The organism is Mesorhizobium huakuii, from assembly GCF_030160235.1.
GTDB lineage: Bacteria > Pseudomonadota > Alphaproteobacteria > Rhizobiales > Rhizobiaceae > Mesorhizobium > Mesorhizobium huakuii.
Genome location: NZ_BSNY01000030.1, coordinates 79,492 through 97,613, shown reverse-complemented (window position 1 = coordinate 97,613; position 18,122 = coordinate 79,492). Strand labels below are relative to the sequence as shown.

The following is an 18,122-nucleotide window of genomic DNA, read 5'->3' as shown; positions in this document are numbered from 1 at the left end:
GACCCGTGCGCGGCTTGCCAGCAAAACAAACCCTTATCGTGATCGGCGTGATCGTGGCAGCAGCCGGCATCAGCGGCTGCACCTCGACCTCGCAGATGAAACCCGCGCCGTCCCTGACCGAAACCGCGACCGTTGCCGGCAGCGATGCCGGCTTCACCATCCCGTTGCCGGAGACGGTTTCGGTGCTGCCGCAATCGTCGGGCATCGCTCCTGTCCAGACAGCCGAATTGACGCCAGGTGCTGCGACCGCGCCGGCGCTTGATCCAGCCGCCCAGCCGGCCGCGGCGACCGCCGCCTTTGCCGGCTCGACGCCGGCCGCACCCGCCATGCCCGCAGTGATGGCCGCCAATGCCTGGCAGGCGCCGCCGCCGACCAAGGCGGGCCAGCCCGTCAAGGCGGCTCAAGCGGCCCAGACCTACACCACCGCCGGGCTCATCGTGCCGGCGGTCGCCGGCAGCGGCCAGAAACTGCCAGGGGTGCAGCAGGTCGCCTATGTCGTGCCGCAGAACCCGGCTTCCCTGGTGCAGTTCCCCTCCGCGCCGGTCGGTCCGGCGCAGGAAGAGCATACGGGCGTGCGCGGCGACGTCGACCGTCTGATCCTCAAATACGCCGCGCTTTACCAGGTGCCGGTCGATCTGGTGCGCCATGTCGTCAACCGCGAGAGCACCTTCAATCCCAAGGCCTACAACAATGGCCATTGGGGGCTGATGCAGATCAAGCACGCGACGGCGCGCGGCATGGGCTATGACGGGCCGGCCAAGGGCCTGTTCGATGCCGAGACAAATCTGAAATACGCGGTCAAATATCTGCGTGGCGCCTGGCTGGTGGCGGGCGGCAACGCCAAGAAGGCCGACTGGCTCTACCAGACCGGCTATTATTTCGACGCCAAGCGCAAGGGCCTGCTCGAGGCGACCGGCCTCGGTGTCGACCGCAAGCGGCGTCCGCAGCCCGACGCCTGAGCGCGATGCCTGAACCGCGCCCGCCGGCCCTCAACGATATCCGGCTGCGCAAGATCCTCGACGAGACGCTCGTTGCACCGCACTGGCCAGATGGTTTTGCCATGCGCTGCACGGAGCCCACCGACCTGCATGCCTTGCATGCGCTGTTCAGCGACGTATTCGATGACCGGGCCGACGGGCCGTTCGCGGACTGGTGTATGCGCCTGCTCGACGATCCCGAATTCGACCCGGCGCTGTGTTTCCTCGTCATCGACGCCAAGGGCCGGCTGGCGGCAGCGGCGCTGTGCTGGACCTCGGCCTTCGTCAAGGATCTTGCCGTTCATCCCGAGGCACGCGGCAAGGGCATCGGCGAGGCGCTGATGTGGCATGCCTTCGCCACCTTTCGCGACCGCGGTGCGACCCATGTCGACCTCAAGACCAACACGGTCGAAAACGCCGCCGCCATCAGGCTCTACGAGCGGCTCGGCATGTTCGAGGTGGACTGGTACAGCTAGAGGAACCTGGCGCCCCGGCGTCAGATATCCGGCGCGTTGCCGATCTTCCGCTTGATGTCCAGCGCCCAGGCACGGCCCTCGTCGCCGCCCCACAGCAGCCAGGCGATATGGCCGGCCGACGGGTTTGCCTCATTGCCGTAATTCCTGCCGCGCTTGTCGACCTCGTGGCGGGCGAAATAGCTGACCATGCGGCGGATGGTGGACGGCGCGAGCTTCTCGCGGTTCTTCAGTTCGTTCGCCCGCGCGACACCGATCTCGTTGCCGCCGCGGCCGAATTGCGCGCGCAGCCGCAAGCCCTTGGCGGCGTTGTCGGCCACCGCTTGCGGGCAGCGCAGGTCGATCTCGTCGGCTTCGTGCATTTTGTCCCCCAAGGCTCGCTTTACACTGCCGTGAGAATGCCGGGAAGGCGGGGAGGTTCCCTTGCAGGCAATCGCCGTGCGCCATCCGAAGAAATGTCGGGAACCGGTCGTCGCCAAACGTCCTTGGGTCGCAGAACAACAGCGCCGGGACGCCGGCGCGGACCCAAGGAGCTGGTCATGATCACCTTTCCCAACGAATCCGCCAAGTACCGCACCGCCCGTGAAAAGCTCCTGAAGAAGGAAATCGAGCTTCGTCGCGCCATGGAAGCCGTGGCCGAGGCGCGGCGCGCGCTGCCGCCGGGCGGGCTGATCCGCCAGGACTATGTCTTCGATGCGCTCGGTGCCGACGGCCGGCCGGCGAAGACAAAACTGTCGGAACTGTTCGCACCGGGAAAAGATAGTCTCATCCTCTACCAGATGATGTTTCCGCGCCATCCCCAGGAAACGCGCGACGTGGCGACGTCAGGCGGCACGGCGAAGCTTGCCCGGCCGGACCAGCCATGCCCGTCCTGCACGGCGCTGCTCGACCAGTGGGACGGCGCCGTCGGGCATCTGGAAGCCGCCGGCTTCAACTTCGCCGTGGTGGCCAAGACCGCGCTGGAAAACCTGGTCACGCTTGGCCGCGACCGCGGCTGGAAGAACATGCGGCTGGTGTCGTCGGCCGCCAACAGCTTCAAGCGCGACTACAATGCCGAGACGGCCGACGGCGCGCAGATCCCGCTGCTGTCGGTGTTCCACCGCGACGGCGACTGTATCAGGCATTTCTGGTCGTCCGAGCTCGGCTTCGCGCCGCCGGAACCCGGCCAGGACCCGCGCGCCATCGGCACCTGCGAGATCCTCTGGAACCTGATGGATTTCACGCCGGAAGGCCGGCCGGATTGGCATGAGCAGCTGCAGTATGGCGAGGCGTGCTGTCACTGACATCAGGACGTTTCGGCTTCAGTCGCCGCGCTTCAGCCTGGAATGGCTTTTCGGCAAGTGGTCACTATCCCACGTGCCCGATGAGCCGGGCGGGCTCGTGCCTGCTTCGGCCGGAACATCGGAAGGCCCGCTGCATTGATAGGAGACGGTTTCGACTCCTTTCACGGATACGAAATGCGACCGACAACAGTTGGCAGCCTGTGGGACCTGGTGCGAGAAAGCCTGGTTGGCTTTGTCAACGACAATGCCCTTAGCCATGGCGCGGCGATGGCTTTTTATGCCGCCACGTCGCTGGCGCCGGTTCTGATAATTGTCGTCGCGATAGCAGGCATTGCGTTTGGGCATGACGCAGCCCAGTTGGCTTTATCTGCTCAGATCTCGGGGCTGATGGGTTCAGAAAGTGCGGCGCTCCTTCAAACCGCGCTCGAAGGGGCATCCAGCAAATCATCGGGCACCTTGGCGGCCATCATCGGCATGGCCACTTTGCTCGTCACCGCCTCTGCGGTGTTTGGCGAGATGCAGCAGGCCCTGAATGCAATATGGAAGGTTGAGGCGAAAGGGAGTTCGCTGTCGCGGCTCTTGCGCGCCCGTGCGGCGAGTCTTGGCTTAGTCGCCGCCCTCGGCTTTATGTTGCTGGTCTCTTTGGTGGCGAGCGCGGCGATCTCGGCTTTCGGCAACGCGATCAGCGCTCAATTGCCGTTCGGCGAATTTGTTCTGAGCGCGATCAACACCCTGATATCCTTTTTCCTGATCACCGCGATGTTTGCCGCGATCTACAAAGTTCTGCCGGACCGTGCCTTGGAATGGCGGGACGTCTGGATCGGCGCCGTCGTGACCGCCGCCCTGTTCACATTGGGGAAGTCGCTTATCGGTTGGTATATCGGCACAAGTGCAATCGCTTCGTCATATGGCGCGGCCGGAGGGCTGCTCGTCATACTGCTCTGGGTCTACTATTCATCACAAATCTTTCTGCTCGGTGCGGAGTTGACCCGCGCCTATTCCGTTCGGCATGGCAGCAGGTCGGACTTGTACGGGCTGGTTCACAATGCGCCCGCTTCAGAAAACCTTGTTTCAATTCGCCGCAGGACCGACGCTTCGGGCGTCGTTGCGTTGTTGGCGGTGGCGTGCGTGAGCGCAACGATGACGGCCTTCCTGCTGGGGCCTCGCCGCCCGTAGAGAAGCAGGCACGCTGCAATCGTGAGGCCGCTTTTCATCCCTTCCCGGACGGGAGAAGGGGCGCGTCGGCAACCTCACCGCCTCTGCCGCGTTGGGCCTTCGAGGACACTCTCACGGAGCGTTTCAATGAAACCGCATCTCGCCACCGCCATGCTGGCCCTTCTGGCCGGAGCGCCTTCAGCCTTTTCCCAACAGCCGTCCAGCGATGTGCCGCCTGTCTCTGAGAACAAGGTCGACACCGAGACCTTCACCAGGACCCTGGTCAGCGCCAGCCGCTTCGAGATCGACAGCAGCAAGCTGGCCGAGAAAAAAGGCGTCGCGGCCGATGTGAAGGATTTCGCCGCGCTGATGGTCAAGGACCACACCAAGGCCGGCGAAGATTTCAAGGCGGCGCTAGAAAAGAGCCAGACCACGGCGTCCGTCACCCCGCAAGGCCCGCAGCTGCTGCCGAACGACCAGGCGATGCTCGACCAGCTCAAGGCGCTCGACGGCGACGCCTTCCAGGCCAAATACATCACCTTGCAGACGCAGGCGCACAAGCAGGCCGTGGCGATGGTTTCGACCTATGCGCAGTCCGGCGACGACCCGGCGCTGAAGGAATTTGCCAAGAAGACGCTGGAAACGCTGAAGATGCACGAGATGCATCTGAAGGATTTGGCGGCGGTGCATTAGGGCGCGGCTTGACCAGTCAGGGGGCCGGCCATCGTTCTGGATCTTTGGAGCCGCCCTCCGCTTCTTCATTCACGTACGGAGAAGGGGCGCAGCGACGCGGCGCTTCGACGACTTCCGCCGGTTGTTTGGTAAACCCACTGCCGCCATGTGGCTCTTTTGCCGCGTCGGCCTTGCCATACGCTGCCGCCAGCAACTCATGGAGCCGCCCACGCCCAGGATCGACCTCTCCGCCGTGCCTGTCCGCAAAGGCTCGGGCTACCCCGCGCAGAGAGGGGGAGCGCCCTATGCGATTGTCTGCGGCGGTAGCCGCTGGACCATGCCTCCCCGCTGGCGTTCCCCCGCCGCCACGATAAGCTCCCCCCCAACCCAGGGAGCATCACCATGAAGAAACAAGTCATCGAAGTGCCTGTCATGTCGGACAAGGTGCGCTCGCTCGGCCTGCCCTGTTCGACGGCGGTGAAGGCCAATGGCTTCGTCTTCATCTCGGCGACGCCGCCGGTGGACATGGTGACCGGCGAAATGGTGCGCGGCGACATCGAGGTGCAGACCGAGGCGTCGCTCAAGGCGCTGAAACATTGCCTGGAAGCGGCCGGCACCTCGCTGGACAATGTGGTGATGGTGCGCATCTACGCCGTCAATTCCGGCTTCTACAACGCCATCAACCGGGTGTACGCCAGGTACTTCAGCGTCAACCCGCCGGCGCGGGAGTTTCGTGCCGGTGGCGTCGTGGCCGATGGAGTTCGATATCGAGATCGAGTGTGTCGCGGTGGCGTGAGTTTCCTTCGCGAACCGGCATCCATGCTGATTGTTTCCTGAAATTTTGGGCCAGCAAACGCCGCTTCATGGTGACGCGTGGCTTCCATTGAGCGGCGACTTGCCGACGACAATGCCGAGCACTGGCGTTGAGCCTGGAGCGGGATAAGCTTGCCGTAACCACAGGGAGATCGTCATGAGCAAGGAAATCGTCGAAGTGCCGGTGCTGTCGGCGGCGGTGCGGGCGCTGGGCGTGCCGTTGTCGCTGGTGACCAAGGCCGCCGGGCTGGTCTTCGTCTCCGGCACGCCACCGCTCGATCTTTTGACCGGCAGACTGGTCAAGGGCGACATCGAGGTGCAGACCGAGGCGTCACTGAAGGCGCTGAAGCATTGCCTGGAAGCGGCCGGCACCTCGCTCGACAATGTGGTGATGGTGCGCATCTACGCCGTCAATGCCGGCTTCTACGGCGCTATCAACCGGGTTTATGCGCGGTATTTCCCGGAAAACGCGCCATCGCGGACGTTTGTGCCGGTGGCGTCCTGGCCGATGGAGTTTGATATCGAGATCGAGTGTGTGGCCGTGGGATGAGGTATACCGCGTTTCGCTGGCGCGACCCTTCAGGTTAACGCTGGCAATCGGCGCGAACGCCAACGCAGCACATTCCCGTATGGTAGAGAACGTTGCGAAGGCTCTGAAGATTATTCCGTCAGCTTTTCAACTAGTTTCATTGTGATCTGCTCATCGGCAATCGACCGCCAATTTTCATCTGTCGGGTCGAATTTAAATTTGAATCCTATGATGTCAGAGGGAATGCCCACAAATTTGGTGTCGTCCAAATAGATCGGAATAATGCTCCCGTCGGCTACGCGTGGCGAGAAATGCTCTCGCTCGAATGTCGGCCAAATCTTTTCCAAATGGTGCACATCTAAAAGACATACGACAAAACGGTTTTTTTCGGCGAAAATGTCTCGAAAAACTTTAGTCCAGGCCTTTCCAAGAAAATTTACTTCAAACATCTCATCATAAAAGACAGGGACATCGAGTTCCTCCAATTGAGTGGCAATGTGACTGGCCAGCTCTCGATTTTCACCTGCAAAGGAAAGGGCAATATCGTAGTCGAAATTCTCGGCAACGATTCGAAATCCGCAGTCTTTACGAAGTTGATCCCAGTCCAGGTGCTGAATAAAATAGAAAAGAGCAGGGTCGTCAATTGAGAAGCTCTTTGTCTCTTTGTTGTAATAGAAACTGCGCGCTACGAGAGGTTTACTCTCTATCAAAGTCGGGAGTCGGTGCTCTTTTATATTGTTAATGCTTCCTCTTACGTCCGGCTCAGAGTTTGCCAACTCGTTTAAGTCGACGTTAGAGCTTCCGTTCTGACCTATTGCACGCAAGAGCTTATAGTACGGCTGGTTGCTCGGCCTAAATCGACGGCCTCTGCAGAACTCTTTTACGGCAGGATAGTGCGCTGACTGTAACTGCTCAACAACCTCTTTGCGAATCTTATCTATATCGAATTCTATTAATTTATCTTCTTTTAGAGTCTCGAGGACGCCGGCCGAGAGGCAGATGGATTGGCAAAGTTGTTGAGTGAGCCAGTAGTCACCGCGTGTCTCTCGAAAAATTACATCAAGCTGAAGTATCTTGACGTTCAATTTAGAGGCACCTGTTCTAATAAGCTGCGTAATTTCTGGCTCTCCGCCAGGCTGGATACGGTGGATGCCCATGCGCTTTGCAATGTCGGGCACCAATTGTATCAAGGCTGAGCCTACTTGATTGATGCCGACTATTATGAGTTTCGTTGCCTTGGATGGATCAGGGCTCTCGGCCGAGAGCTTTGCAAGGTCTGCAAGCGACGTTTGTAGTCCCGCCGAAAGTCGATGAAAGTCGTCGATGACAAAACGGCCAGATGGTCGTTCCCGAGCAATAGCTTCAATCCGCGATACGTCGACGGCTTCACGAGCGGTAAGATATTCCGTCGCAGCTCTGTCGCCCAGATCAACCAGGATTTGTCTAATGCAGGTTGTCTTTCCCGTCCCCGATTGTCCTTCGAGGATCACAGGTTTGCCGGGGCTCCTCACATCAACAAAAATTCGATTGTAGTTTGGCGGCCGTACGAAGGTGAATGCGGGTACGCCCTCGGTGACGAATACCTCCTCGACCAGCAACGACATCATGTTTTCCTCGACAATTGCGCGACACGAATTTATGAAGCAGTCGTCACAACACCGAGAATATTGTCAATCTCAATGAGTACAATAATTTTTTTCGTTGTTGATGACCTAGATTTTGTAAATCAACGGTTTGAAATGTACCCCTTTGGGGGCTAGTCGCCTACGCAAAATACTCCTGCAGCGGCCTGACCTCCAGGCTCCCGGCCTTCAGCGCCGCAATCGCTTCCGCCACGGCAGCCGCACCCGAGAGCGTCGTGTAATACGGCACCTTCTGCATCAGCGTGGCGCGGCGCAGCGACTTGGAGTCCGACACCGCCTTCTGGCCATCCGTGGTGTTGAAGACGATCTGCACCTGGCGGTTGCGGATGGCGTCTTCGATGTGGGGGCGGCCTTCGAGGACCTTGTTGATTTTTTCAGCCACCACGCCGTTTTCGGCGAGGAAGCGCTGCGTGCCTGAGGTGGCCAGCACCTTGAAGCCGAGGCCGGCGAGGCGCTTCACCGCCGGCAAGATGCCGGGCTTGTCCTCGTCGCGCACCGAAACGAACAGGGTGCCGGAGCGCGGCAGGTCGACGCCGGCCCCGAGCTGGCTCTTGGCGAAGGCAAGCGCAAAATCGCGGTCTAGGCCCATGACCTCGCCGGTCGAGCGCATTTCCGGGCCGAGCAAAATGTCGACGCCGGGGAAGCGGGCGAAGGGGAAAACGGCTTCCTTGACCGCGATGTGGCCGGGGTTCCTGGGGTCGGGCATCGCGCCATAATGGGCGAAGGCGTCTTCCAGCGTCTCGCCGGCCATGATGCGGGCGGCGATCTTGGCAATGGGCCGGCCGATGGTCTTGGCGACGAAGGGCACGGTGCGCGACGCGCGCGGGTTGACCTCCAGCACATAGACCGTGCCGTCCTTGATCGCATATTGCACGTTCATCAGGCCGCCGACATTGAGCGCGCGGGCTAGGGCCGCCGTCTGGCGCTCCAGCTCGTCGACCAGTTCCGAAGGCAGCGAGTGTACCGGCAGCGAGCAGGCCGAGTCACCCGAATGGATGCCGGCCTCCTCGATGTGTTCCAGAATGCCGGAGACAAAGGTCGCCTTGCCGTCGCAGAGGCAGTCGACATCGACCTCGATGGCGCCCGAGAGATAGGTGTCGAACAAAAGCGGGTTCTTGCCCAGAAGCGTGTTGATCTGGCCGGTCTTGTCGTTGGGGTATTTCTGCTTGATGTCCTCCGGCACCAGGCCTGGCACGGTGTCGAGCAGGTAGCTCTGCAGCATGCTCTCGTCATGGATGATCTGCATGGCGCGGCCGCCGAGCACATAGGACGGGCGCACCACCAAGGGGAAACCGAGCTCGCCGGCGACGAGGCGGGCCTGCTCGACCGAATAGGCGATGCCGTTCTTCGGCTGGCTGAGGCCGAGCTTGTGCAGGAGCTTCTGGAAGCGGTCGCGGTCTTCGGCGAGATCGATCATGTCGGGCGAGGTGCCGAGGATCGGGATGCCAGCCTTCTCCAGCGCATCCGCCAGCTTCAGCGGCGTCTGGCCGCCGAACTGGACGATGACGCCGACCAGTTCGCCCGAAGCCTGCTCGGCGCGCAGGATCTCCAGCACGTCCTCCGCCGTCAGCGGGTCGAAATAGAGCCGGTCCGACGTGTCGTAGTCGGTCGAGACCGTCTCCGGGTTGCAGTTGATCATGATCGCTTCATAGCCGGCGTCGCGCAGCGCGAAGGCGGCATGGCAGCAGCAATAGTCGAACTCGATGCCCTGGCCGATGCGGTTCGGGCCGCCGCCGAGGATGACCACCTTCTTGCGCGACGAGACCTGCGCCTCGTTGGCGAGCGCGCCGGCGAACGGCACTTCATAGGTCGAGTACATATAGGCGGTGGGCGAGGCGAATTCGGCAGCACACGTGTCGATGCGCTTGTAGACGGGATGAACGTCGAGCTTGTCGCGGATCTTCGCGACCACTTCGGCGTCGGTCCTGGTCAGCGACGCCAGGCGGGCGTCGGAGAAGCCCATGGCCTTCAACATGCGCAGATTGACGGCGTCCTGCGGAATGCCGTGCTCGCGGATGCGGGCTTCCATGGCCAGGATGCCGGCGATCTGTTCGAGGAACCACGGGTCGATCTTGCACATCGCATGCACGTCTTCCAGCGAGGTGCCCATGCGGATCGCCTGCGCCACCATGCGCAGCCGGTCGGGCGTCGGCGTGCCGAGCGCCGCGCGGATGGCATTGCGGTCGTCGGCATGGTTGGCGGCCGTCGCGCCATGGCCGAGGCCGGGGATCTCGATCTCGTCGAGGCCGGTCAGGCCGGTTTCGAGGCCACGCAGCGCCTTCTGCAGCGATTCCTGGAAGGTGCGGCCGATGGCCATGACTTCGCCGACCGACTTCATCGCGGTGGTCAGCACCGGCTCGGCGCCGGGGAATTTCTCGAAGGCAAAGCGCGGGATCTTCGTCACCACGTAATCGATCGACGGCTCGAACGAGGCGGGCGTCGCGCCGCCGGTGATGTCGTTCTCCAGCTCGTCCAGCGTGTAGCCGACGGCAAGCTTGGCGGCGATCTTGGCGATCGGGAAGCCGGTCGCCTTGGAGGCGAGCGCCGACGAGCGCGAGACGCGCGGGTTCATCTCGATGACGACGAGGCGGCCATCGGCCGGATTGACGGCGAACTGCACGTTGGAGCCGCCGGTCTCGACGCCGATCTCGCGCAGCACCGCGATCGATGCGTTGCGCATCATCTGGTATTCTTTGTCGGTGAGGGTCAGCGCCGGGGCGACGGTGATGCTATCGCCCGTGTGCACGCCCATCGGGTCGATGTTCTCGATCGAGCAGACGATGATGCAATTGTCCGCCTTGTCGCGGACGACCTCCATCTCGTACTCCTTCCAGCCGAGCACGCTTTCCTCGATCAGCACTTCGGTGGTCGGCGAGGCGTCGAGGCCGGACTGGACGATGTCGTAGAACTCGGCCCTGTTATAGGCGATGCCGCCGCCGGTGCCGCCCATGGTGAAGGACGGGCGGATGATGGCGGGCAGGCCGACATGGTCGAGCGCCTGGGCGGCGATCGCCATGGCGTGGCTGATGTAGCGCTGCTTGCGGTCGCCTTCGCCGAGGTTCCAGCGGGTTTCCAGCGCGTCGAGTTCGGCGTCGAGGTTTTCAGGCTTCTCGGCCTTGAGCGCGGCGCGCTCGGCTTCATGCGTCTTGCGGTCGGCGTTCTTGACGTCGGTGGCGTTGGCCAGCATCGACTTCGGCGTTTCCAGGCCGATCTTGCTCATCGCCTCGCGGAACAGCGCGCGGTCCTCGGCCTTGTCGATGGCCGTGGCGTCGGCGCCGATCATCTCGACATTGTAGCGGTCGAGAACGCCCATGCGGCGCAGCGACAGGGCAGTGTTGAGCGCGGTCTGGCCGCCCATGGTCGGCAGCAGCGCGTCCGGCCGTTCCTTGGCGATGATCTTGGCGACTACTTCAGGCGTGATCGGCTCGATATAGGTGGCGTCGGCCAGTTCCGGATCGGTCATGATGGTGGCCGGGTTGGAATTGACCAGGATTACGCGGAAGCCTTCTTCCTTCAGCGCCTTGCAGGCCTGGGTTCCGGAATAGTCGAACTCGCAGGCCTGGCCAATGACGATGGGGCCGGCCCCGATGATCAGGATCGACTTGATGTCAGTGCGTCTTGGCATGTCATAGGTCCGTTCGGCGGGCGGCTTGCACAAAAAACCGGGACGGGAAGACCCGGCCGGTTGTGCTCGCGATTCTGGTATCAGGCTAGGTGGGCCTTATAGGGAAGAGTTTTGGGAGATGTAACCCCGAAAATGCGAGGGAAAGGCAGTAGGGATTGGGCAGTAGGGATTAGGCAACGGACGGTAGGGAAGTTTCAAGCGCCTTGAGCGAACGGCCCTATTGCCTACTGCCTATTGCCTACTGCCTAATCCCTACTGCCCAATCCCTAATGCCCAAACGCCACCACGTCCGTGATCTCGAAGCGTTCGGAGACGCCGATGCGGATCATGCTCAGGCTGCCTTCGCGGGTGAAGCGGAAATCGCTCTTGGCGTCCGAGCCCGTCGGCAGGCCGGCGTCGAAGGAGATGAGGCGCGTGCCGCCATCGGGCCAGGTCACGGTGATATCGGCCTTGTCGGCGCCTTTGTGTACGATGGCTGCCGCGCAGCGCTGCATCGGCTGGCCGACATAGCGGGCGCAGGGGATTTCGACGCCACCGCCCTGGGCAAGCGAGGTCGGCTGCGGCGGCAGTTCGGCAACGGTCTGCGTGTCGACGGCGGGCGCGGCGCCGTCAGGACGCGGCGTGGGAACGGGAAGCGATCCCGCCGCCGAGCCGCTGTCCGCGGCCGCATCCTGGGCGAGGGCGGGGATTTCTCCGGTCGGCGGGGTTTCATTCGCCGCCAGCGCCAGGCCGTAGGCATCCTGCATGGCGATTTCGGCGGCTGACTTGATCGGGGCTTCAGGCGCGGCGGGATGGGCCGAGCCGCCGAGCCGCGCCGTCAGGTCGGGCTGTGCCGCCGCCGCATCGGGCGCCGCGCCTGCATCCGCCTGGTCGAGGGGCACCGTCGCCGGGTTGACGGGAATGAGGTAGCGCGCCGGGGCCCAGCCGATGGCTTTGGGATTGTCTGATGCGACCTTGCACCACGGGTGTCCGTCAATGTCGTTGCAGCCGAGGTTCCTGACGCTGGCGCCGGCGGCCAGGCGCGCCTCGGTCTTGCCGATCGCCGACGGCTTGGCGCGGACATTGAGCAGGTCGTCAGGCGCAAGACCGGTGACGACGGAGATGAAGGGCGTCTCTTCGGAATGGGCCGGGACCACGGCGACAAGCGCCGCCATCAGCAGCGGAGCGGCCATCAGCGCCAAGAGCGTTGTCCGCAGCGTAATTCGGCGCCTTGTCACTTGGCTGTCGGCGATCAATTGCATTCCCAAAGGCACCGCCAGAACCCGAAAACGCTGCCGCACGCGAAGCGGTTTTATAAGCGACGCTGCGCCGCCGTGTCTATAAGCCAGATGTTTTACGCCTTGAGTGTGGCCGCGAAGGCGTTTCAGCCGGCCCTCGGCCGGGGAGCTGCATGCAAGGCATTCCGCTGAGGCGCGAGCTTCGATCAGCCCGGCATGAATCCAGTCCTGAGCGCATAGGCCCATTCCGGCCTGCCCGCCTGTTCGGCCTGTCGTGCCGCCACCTCGTGGTCGTAGTCGACCGCGATCGTCTCGAAACGGTCGGGCCGGCCTTCGCCACCCAAGGTGACGAAGCCGTAGCGCGCATGCGGCGAGCCCTGTTCGGAAACATGCGCCGGCGGGGTGGAATCGTCATAGGCGGGGCAGCCGATGCTGCCGGGATTGAAGATGACGGGACCGTCGGGGATGCGGACGAGCTCCGGACGGTGGCTGTGGCCGCACAGCGCGATGCGGCAGGCCGGGTCGAGCGCCTTCAGCCGCCGCCTGATCGCCGCCAGCGGCGCACGCACCAATTGGCCATCGACGATCGCGTCGAGCAGGTATTTCTCGTCATGGTCGGGACAGGCGTGGAAGGCGACGATGCCGGGCGCGATCTCCAGCGTCAGCGGCTGCGCGAAAAGCACGTGGCGCTGCGCCTCGGTCAACCGCTCCTGCGCGTAGACGTCGGACGCCCACATGGTCTCGTCGGCCGGATCGACCGCGACGCGGCGGTCATGGTTGCCGCGCACCGTCGGCAGGTTCAGCGCTTCCAGGCGCTCAAAGGTCTCGCGCGGCCAGAGCGGCCCGGAAACGCTGTCGCCGAGATTGACGGTGAGGTCCGCGCCGCCGCGACGGGCCAGATCCTGCAGCACGGCGTCGAGCGCCAGGACGTTGCCATGGATATCGGCGAGGACGGCTATGCGCATGCGGCGGGCTCCCATGGTGCGGCCCCATCGGGACTCCGGCCCGTCTTCGTTATCAAGCCGCCGCCTTTGTTATCAAGTCCCCGCTTTCGTCATCAAGTCGTTGAGATCGTTCGGGCAGGCGGGGCACCGCGCGGCCCGCCCACGGCTATCGCGGCAGCATTGCATCTGCTAGCGTCCACGCCATCCCAGAGTTCATGTAGGACTATCCGCTTAGACAGCCTCGAAAGGCACCCAGGCGATGACCCGTGACCAGATGTTCGCTCACCTGCGCGCCGCCAATGACGTCGCTCACGAGGCCGCCGCGCATGGGCACCATCCTTTCGGCTGTGTGCTCGTCGGCCCCGACGATCGCATCCTGATGCGGCAAGGCAACATCAACACCGTGCGCCACGCCGAAACCGAGCTCAGCCGACGTGCCGCGGAGGCCTATCCGCCGGAATTCCTGTGGTCCTGCACGCTGGTCTCGACCGGCGAGCCCTGTGCGATGTGCACCGGAACGTTCTACTGGGCAAATATCGGCCGGCTGGTCTACGGCTTCGAGGAGACCAAGCTTCTCGCGCTGACCGGCGACCACGCCGGGAATCCGACGATGAACCTCTCGTCGCGCACGGTCCTAGGCTCCGGGCAGAAGCAGGTCGAGGTCCACGGCCCCTTCCCCGAGATGGAAGAGGAGCTTCTCGCCCCGCATATCGGGTTCTGGCAGCGCTAGCGACGACAGAACCTCAGCTCGGAACCTGCAGGCCTAGGCCGGCATCTCAATATCGTGCCCGCCGACCGCCGGCAGAGCCGGGTCATCGACAGCGGCGGCGATGACGCTGTCGAGCAGGCCGGGGAAGCGGGCGTCGAGGTCGGCGCGGCGCAGCGTGATCATGCGGTTGGTGCCGACCACTTCGGCGCGGGTGACGCCGGCCTCTCGCAGCTTGGCCAGGTGGTAGCTGAGATTGGTCTTGGAGCCGAGATCGAGGAACTGGCTGCAGTTCAGCGCCACGCCTTCCTTGCTGGCAAGGTAGCGCACGATGGCGAGCCGTGTCGGGTCGCCGAGCACGCCCAGCACGATGGGCAGGCTGATCTGGTCCGTATTGGGATGAGGTAACGTCATGGCTGGAACCTAAGCGCAGTCCGGGCCGATTTCAACGCATCCGTCCTCGCCGGCCCGTACACACTGTTTCTCCATTTCATTCGTACCAAACGACCGTGCTGACACAGGGCTGTCAGGATGGTTCAGCTATTTTGCCCTGGCTTCATTGACATCATGCCCTGTTATGTCCAATTGTTCAATAACTTTTGAACTAAGGACACATGCCATGGACAAGCGGCTCTTCTGGCTTGCGCTCGGATCGTTCACGATCTCGACCGAGGGCTTCGTCATCTCCAGCCTTCTGCCAGACATCGCCAGGGATGCCGGCATTTCCATTCCACTCGCCGGTACGCTGATCACCGCCTTCGCGCTCGCCTACGCCATCGGCACGCCGATCCTGGCGACGCTGACCGGCGAATGGGACCGGCGCCGCGTCATATTGTGGACGCTGGTGTTCTTCGTCATCGGCAACATCGCCGCCGCCTTAAGCTCCTCCTTCGAACTGCTTCTGATCGCGCGCATCATCATGGCGCTGTCGTCGGGCCTGTTTGCCGCGACCGCGCAGGGGGCGGCGGTGGCGCTGGTCGATGACCACCACCGGGCACGCGCCATTGCCGTCGTCGTCGGCGGCACCACGGTGGCCGTCGCCGTCGGGGCGCCGCTCGGCGCGCTGGTCGCGACGATCGCCGGCTGGCGCGGCACCTTCTATGCCATCGCCGGGCTCGGCGCGCTTGCCGGCGCCATCCTGTGGTACAGGCTGCCGCGCGGCATCATCGGCACAAGGCTGCCGCTGAAGCGCAGGCTGGCGGCCGCCATGCGGCCTGGCGTGATGCCGATCCTGGTGACGACATTGCTGGCGCTGACCGGCGCCTTCACCGTCTTTGCCTATGTCGCGCCGCTTGCCATCGAGGGCGCCGGGCTCAGCCAGATCGCGCTGCCAGGCATGCTGCTCGCCTTCGGTGTCGGCGCCGTCATCGGCAACATTGCCGGCGGCCAGGCGGCCGACCGGTTCGGCGCCACCCGCACCGTCGGCTGGTCGCTGACGCTGAGCGCCGCCATGCTGGTGATGCTGTCGGTCGTGCCGGCCTTCCTGCCGCAGCACATTGCCGGTCCGGCGCTGATGGCGATGATGGTGCCGTGGGGCATTGTCGGCTGGGCGTTCCCGCCGGCACAGGCCAGCCGCATCATCAAGCTGGCGCCCGATGCCGCCCCGATCGTGCTGTCGCTCAACGGCTCGGCGCTCTATCTCGGCGTGGCACTGGGCGCGGTGGTCGGCGGTGGCGTGCTGCGCTACGGCGCGCCGGCCGATCTCGGCCTGGTCGCGGCTGCCTTCCCGTTGATCGGGCTGGGCATCGTGCTGGCCGGGCGTATGCTGGCGCGGCCGGTGGCGATGCCGGCCGAATAGTCTCTTCGAAAGCCGTCGGCGGCCAATCCATTTTGTCTTAACGCAATTCCCAAGGGAAAGCGCTGCGCGCTGTTCCCGGGAAAACCGTTTCACACTTTTCCTGGAATTGCTCAGGCTGCCGGCGGCAGGTCGAAATCCAGCGCGCTGATGTCATCCAGCACCGCGCGCAGGCGTTCCGCCTTTTCCTTGCCCACCACATCCTCGAAGCGTTGCTGGGCGACCTGCCACAGCTTCATCGCCTCATCGAGCTTGATGAGCCCTTGCCGGGTCAGCCGCACCCGCTTGATGCGGCGGTCGTCCGGATCGGCGAAGGTCTCGACAAAGCCGTCGCGGATCAGCGGCTTCAGCGTGTGGCCGAGCGCCGACAGGTCCATGACCAGGGCAGCAGCGATGGCGCCCATCGCCGGTTCGTCGCCGATATGGATCTGGTAGAGCAGGCCCTGTTGCGTGGCCTTGAGGCCGGACGGCGCCTGCACATCATCATAGAACTGGCCGAGCTTGCGCGTCGCGCGCCGCAGCATGGCGTAGTTGCAGGCTGTCAGCCCGGGCAGAGTGTCTTTCGGCATGGTGGTTCCTCGGCGCCGGAGAAAATCCTGTCCGGCCGCTGCCCGACAAATAATCCTGAAGGCACTCATTGACAAGATAGTGGCATATACCTACTTCGTCGAAAGTGGTATATGCCACTAAATCAATCAGGCGGCATGCCGGCGCGCCGAGGCGAATGCCTGCGGTGCCGGCGGCCAGGTCGAAGCGAACAGAGACAGAAGGAACAGGACAATGAGTGGACAGGCAAACAAGGGCACGGCGGTCGTCACTGGCGCCTCATCGGGCATCGGCGCGGTCTATGCGGACCGGCTGGCCGGGCAGGGCTATGATCTCGTGCTGGTGGCGCGGCGCGCCGACCGGCTCGAGGAACTGGCCGAAAAGCTGCGCTACGCCTACGATCGCAAGGTCAGCTTCATCGCAGCCGATCTGTCCGACGACGACGATGTGCGCCGTGTCGAGCGGATGATATCGGCCGACGACAGCGTGACGCTGCTGGTCAACAATGCCGGCCTTGGTGGCCAGCAGGTGGTGGCAACGGCCGACGCCGACGCGGCCGAACGCATGATCAAGGTCAATGTCATCGCCTTGACCCGCCTGACCCGTGCCGTGCTGCCGGGTCTTCTGGCGCGCAACCGCGGCGCCATCGTCAACATCGCCTCGGTGCTTGCCTATGAAACCTCGTTCGGCGGCATCTACAGCGGCACCAAGGCCTATGTCGTCAACTTCACCGAAGCGCTGCAGCGCGAGGTCGCGGGCACCGGCGTGAAGGTGCAGGTGGTGCTGCCGGGCGCCACCCGGACCGATTTCTGGGAACTGGCGGGCAGCGATATCGACCAGCTTCCAAAGGAAATCGTCATGTCCGCCGACGATATGGTCGATGCCGCGCTTGTCGGCCTGGCCAGGGGCGAAGCCGTCACCGTGCCGGCACTTGCCGATGCCGGCAAGCTGGACACATTCCTCGGCGCCCGCCAAGCCTTCTACGGCAGCCTGCACGCCGACAAGCCGGCGGCGCGTTACGTGGGTTGAGGCCGGGGCTGGTTCGCCTTGCGAACCAGCCCTCCACCCCTTTGCTTCGCAGCGGCGGTATTCGCGCAGATTTAGGTGGGGTGCTCTAGGCCGACCGCCACATCGGGATGATCGACGCTGCCAGCACCAGCGCCAGCGCGATGTTGAGCGCGCGCCATTGCCATTCAGTCTTGAGCAGCCGGGCCAGCACCATGCCGGCGACGCACCAGATGGACAGCGAAATGGCGGCGGTGAGGCCGAAGGTCGAGCCGAGCAGCAAGGCGAGTTGTCCCGGCCCGTCGGCCAGTGCGGCGAACGAGGCCGCCGCGCCCAGCCCCATCGCCCAACCCTTGGGGTTCATCCACTGGATGCCGGCGCCGCCAAGGAAGCTGTTTGGCCTGGCCATGGTCACGTCGAGATTGGGCGGACCGGCGCGGCCGATCTTAAGCGCCAGCCACAGGAGATAGAGCGAGCCGATCACCTTCATCGCCAGTTGCAGCGACGGCACCGCAAGCAGCAGGCCCGCGAGCCCGGCGGCTGCTGCCGCCGTCACGGTAGCGAGGCCGGCGGCGCTGCCGACCATCAGCGGAATCGAACGGCGAAAACCGAACTGCGCGCCCGAGGCGGTCGACAAGGTCGTGGCGATGCCGGGCGTGGCGGTGGCCACGAAGGCAAACAGGATGAGCGGCAGGATCGGCTGGAGCATGGGACGTCCTTTGTCGGAGGCTCCATGGTA

The 18,122-nt window shown here is 63.6% G+C and carries 17 protein-coding genes and 1 pseudogene; 10 read left to right on the top strand and 8 right to left on the bottom strand.

The annotated features are described in order from the left end of the window. Window positions 1–14: 14 nt before the first annotated feature. Both QQK95_RS16360 and QQK95_RS16355 read left to right on the top strand, forming a co-directional pair. The gene (locus QQK95_RS16360) at window positions 15–959 is read left to right on the top strand and encodes a lytic transglycosylase domain-containing protein (RefSeq protein WP_284274431.1); all 945 of its coding nucleotides are present in this window, start codon (window positions 15–17) and stop codon (window positions 957–959) included. A gap of 5 nt (window positions 960–964) precedes the next feature. Beyond that, window positions 965–1,453 carry a GNAT family N-acetyltransferase gene (locus QQK95_RS16355; protein ID WP_284274429.1) on the top strand — a complete coding sequence of 163 codons (489 nt, stop codon included), beginning with the start codon at window positions 965–967 and terminating at the stop codon, window positions 1,451–1,453. Window positions 1,454–1,473: 20 nt separating this feature from the next. Here QQK95_RS16355 and QQK95_RS16350 read toward each other — a convergent pair whose 3' ends face one another. Further along, window positions 1,474–1,812: a hypothetical protein gene (locus QQK95_RS16350; protein WP_284274427.1), complete on the bottom strand. Its 339-nt coding sequence runs from the start codon at window positions 1,810–1,812 to the stop codon at window positions 1,474–1,476. 177 nt (window positions 1,813–1,989) lie between these two features. Between QQK95_RS16350 and QQK95_RS16345 the strand changes: the two genes are divergently transcribed. The 5 genes and pseudogenes from QQK95_RS16345 (at window position 1,990) to QQK95_RS16325 (ending at window position 5,923) form a co-directional block, all read left to right on the top strand. After that, window positions 1,990–2,733, top strand: coding sequence for a DUF899 family protein (locus QQK95_RS16345; RefSeq protein WP_284274425.1), 744 nt, complete (start codon window positions 1,990–1,992; stop codon window positions 2,731–2,733). A gap of 174 nt (window positions 2,734–2,907) precedes the next feature. After that, window positions 2,908–3,909 carry a YihY/virulence factor BrkB family protein gene (locus tag QQK95_RS16340; protein WP_284274423.1) on the top strand — a complete coding sequence of 334 codons (1,002 nt, stop codon included), beginning with the start codon at window positions 2,908–2,910 and terminating at the stop codon, window positions 3,907–3,909. A gap of 126 nt (window positions 3,910–4,035) precedes the next feature. Further along, entirely contained in the window at window positions 4,036–4,581 is a 546-nt protein-coding gene (locus QQK95_RS16335) for a DUF4142 domain-containing protein (RefSeq protein ID WP_284274420.1), read from the top strand. Between the two features lie 381 nt (window positions 4,582–4,962). Then, window positions 4,963–5,356, top strand: a pseudogene (locus tag QQK95_RS16330) (Rid family hydrolase). Window positions 5,357–5,530: 174 nt separating this feature from the next. Then, window positions 5,531–5,923 carry a RidA family protein gene (locus QQK95_RS16325; RefSeq protein WP_284274416.1) on the top strand — a complete coding sequence of 131 codons (393 nt, stop codon included), beginning with the start codon at window positions 5,531–5,533 and terminating at the stop codon, window positions 5,921–5,923. Between the two features lie 110 nt (window positions 5,924–6,033). Here the strand turns inward: QQK95_RS16325 and QQK95_RS16320 are convergent, their stop codons facing one another. The 4 genes from QQK95_RS16320 to QQK95_RS16305 form a co-directional block, all read right to left on the bottom strand. Further along, window positions 6,034–7,506: a TIR domain-containing protein gene (locus QQK95_RS16320; RefSeq protein WP_284274414.1), complete on the bottom strand. Its 1,473-nt coding sequence runs from the start codon at window positions 7,504–7,506 to the stop codon at window positions 6,034–6,036. A gap of 160 nt (window positions 7,507–7,666) precedes the next feature. After that, window positions 7,667–11,170, bottom strand: coding sequence for a carbamoyl-phosphate synthase large subunit (gene carB / locus QQK95_RS16315; RefSeq protein ID WP_284274412.1), 3,504 nt, complete (start codon window positions 11,168–11,170; stop codon window positions 7,667–7,669). Window positions 11,171–11,436: 266 nt separating this feature from the next. After that, the gene (locus QQK95_RS16310) at window positions 11,437–12,423 is read right to left on the bottom strand and encodes an SH3 domain-containing protein (RefSeq protein WP_284274410.1); all 987 of its coding nucleotides are present in this window, start codon (window positions 12,421–12,423) and stop codon (window positions 11,437–11,439) included. A 170-nt stretch (window positions 12,424–12,593) separates the two neighbouring features. Next, on the bottom strand, window positions 12,594–13,352 hold the full coding sequence (locus tag QQK95_RS16305) for a metallophosphoesterase family protein (protein ID WP_284274408.1): 759 nt from the start codon (window positions 13,350–13,352) through the stop codon (window positions 12,594–12,596). 238 nt (window positions 13,353–13,590) lie between these two features. Between QQK95_RS16305 and QQK95_RS16300 the strand changes: the two genes are divergently transcribed. Beyond that, complete coding sequence (locus tag QQK95_RS16300; RefSeq protein WP_284274406.1) at window positions 13,591–14,061, top strand: nucleoside deaminase; 471 nt, start codon at window positions 13,591–13,593, stop codon at window positions 14,059–14,061. Window positions 14,062–14,094: 33 nt separating this feature from the next. On the opposite strand, the gene QQK95_RS16295 is transcribed toward QQK95_RS16300, so the two are convergent. Next, complete coding sequence (locus QQK95_RS16295; RefSeq protein ID WP_010910977.1) at window positions 14,095–14,451, bottom strand: ArsR/SmtB family transcription factor; 357 nt, start codon at window positions 14,449–14,451, stop codon at window positions 14,095–14,097. A gap of 205 nt (window positions 14,452–14,656) precedes the next feature. Here QQK95_RS16295 and QQK95_RS16290 point away from each other — a divergent pair, with 205 nt between their 5' ends. Next, on the top strand, window positions 14,657–15,835 hold the full coding sequence (locus QQK95_RS16290) for an MFS transporter (RefSeq protein WP_284274401.1): 1,179 nt from the start codon (window positions 14,657–14,659) through the stop codon (window positions 15,833–15,835). Window positions 15,836–15,945: 110 nt separating this feature from the next. On the opposite strand, the gene QQK95_RS16285 is transcribed toward QQK95_RS16290, so the two are convergent. Then, on the bottom strand, window positions 15,946–16,401 hold the full coding sequence (locus tag QQK95_RS16285) for a MarR family winged helix-turn-helix transcriptional regulator (RefSeq protein ID WP_284274399.1): 456 nt from the start codon (window positions 16,399–16,401) through the stop codon (window positions 15,946–15,948). Window positions 16,402–16,612: 211 nt separating this feature from the next. Here QQK95_RS16285 and QQK95_RS16280 point away from each other — a divergent pair, with 211 nt between their 5' ends. Continuing rightward, the gene (locus QQK95_RS16280) at window positions 16,613–17,407 is read left to right on the top strand and encodes an SDR family NAD(P)-dependent oxidoreductase (RefSeq protein ID WP_284274397.1); all 795 of its coding nucleotides are present in this window, start codon (window positions 16,613–16,615) and stop codon (window positions 17,405–17,407) included. An 85-nt stretch (window positions 17,408–17,492) separates the two neighbouring features. Here the strand turns inward: QQK95_RS16280 and QQK95_RS16275 are convergent, their stop codons facing one another. Further along, window positions 17,493–18,092: a LysE family translocator gene (locus QQK95_RS16275; protein ID WP_284274395.1), complete on the bottom strand. Its 600-nt coding sequence runs from the start codon at window positions 18,090–18,092 to the stop codon at window positions 17,493–17,495. Window positions 18,093–18,122: the final 30 nt, after the last annotated feature.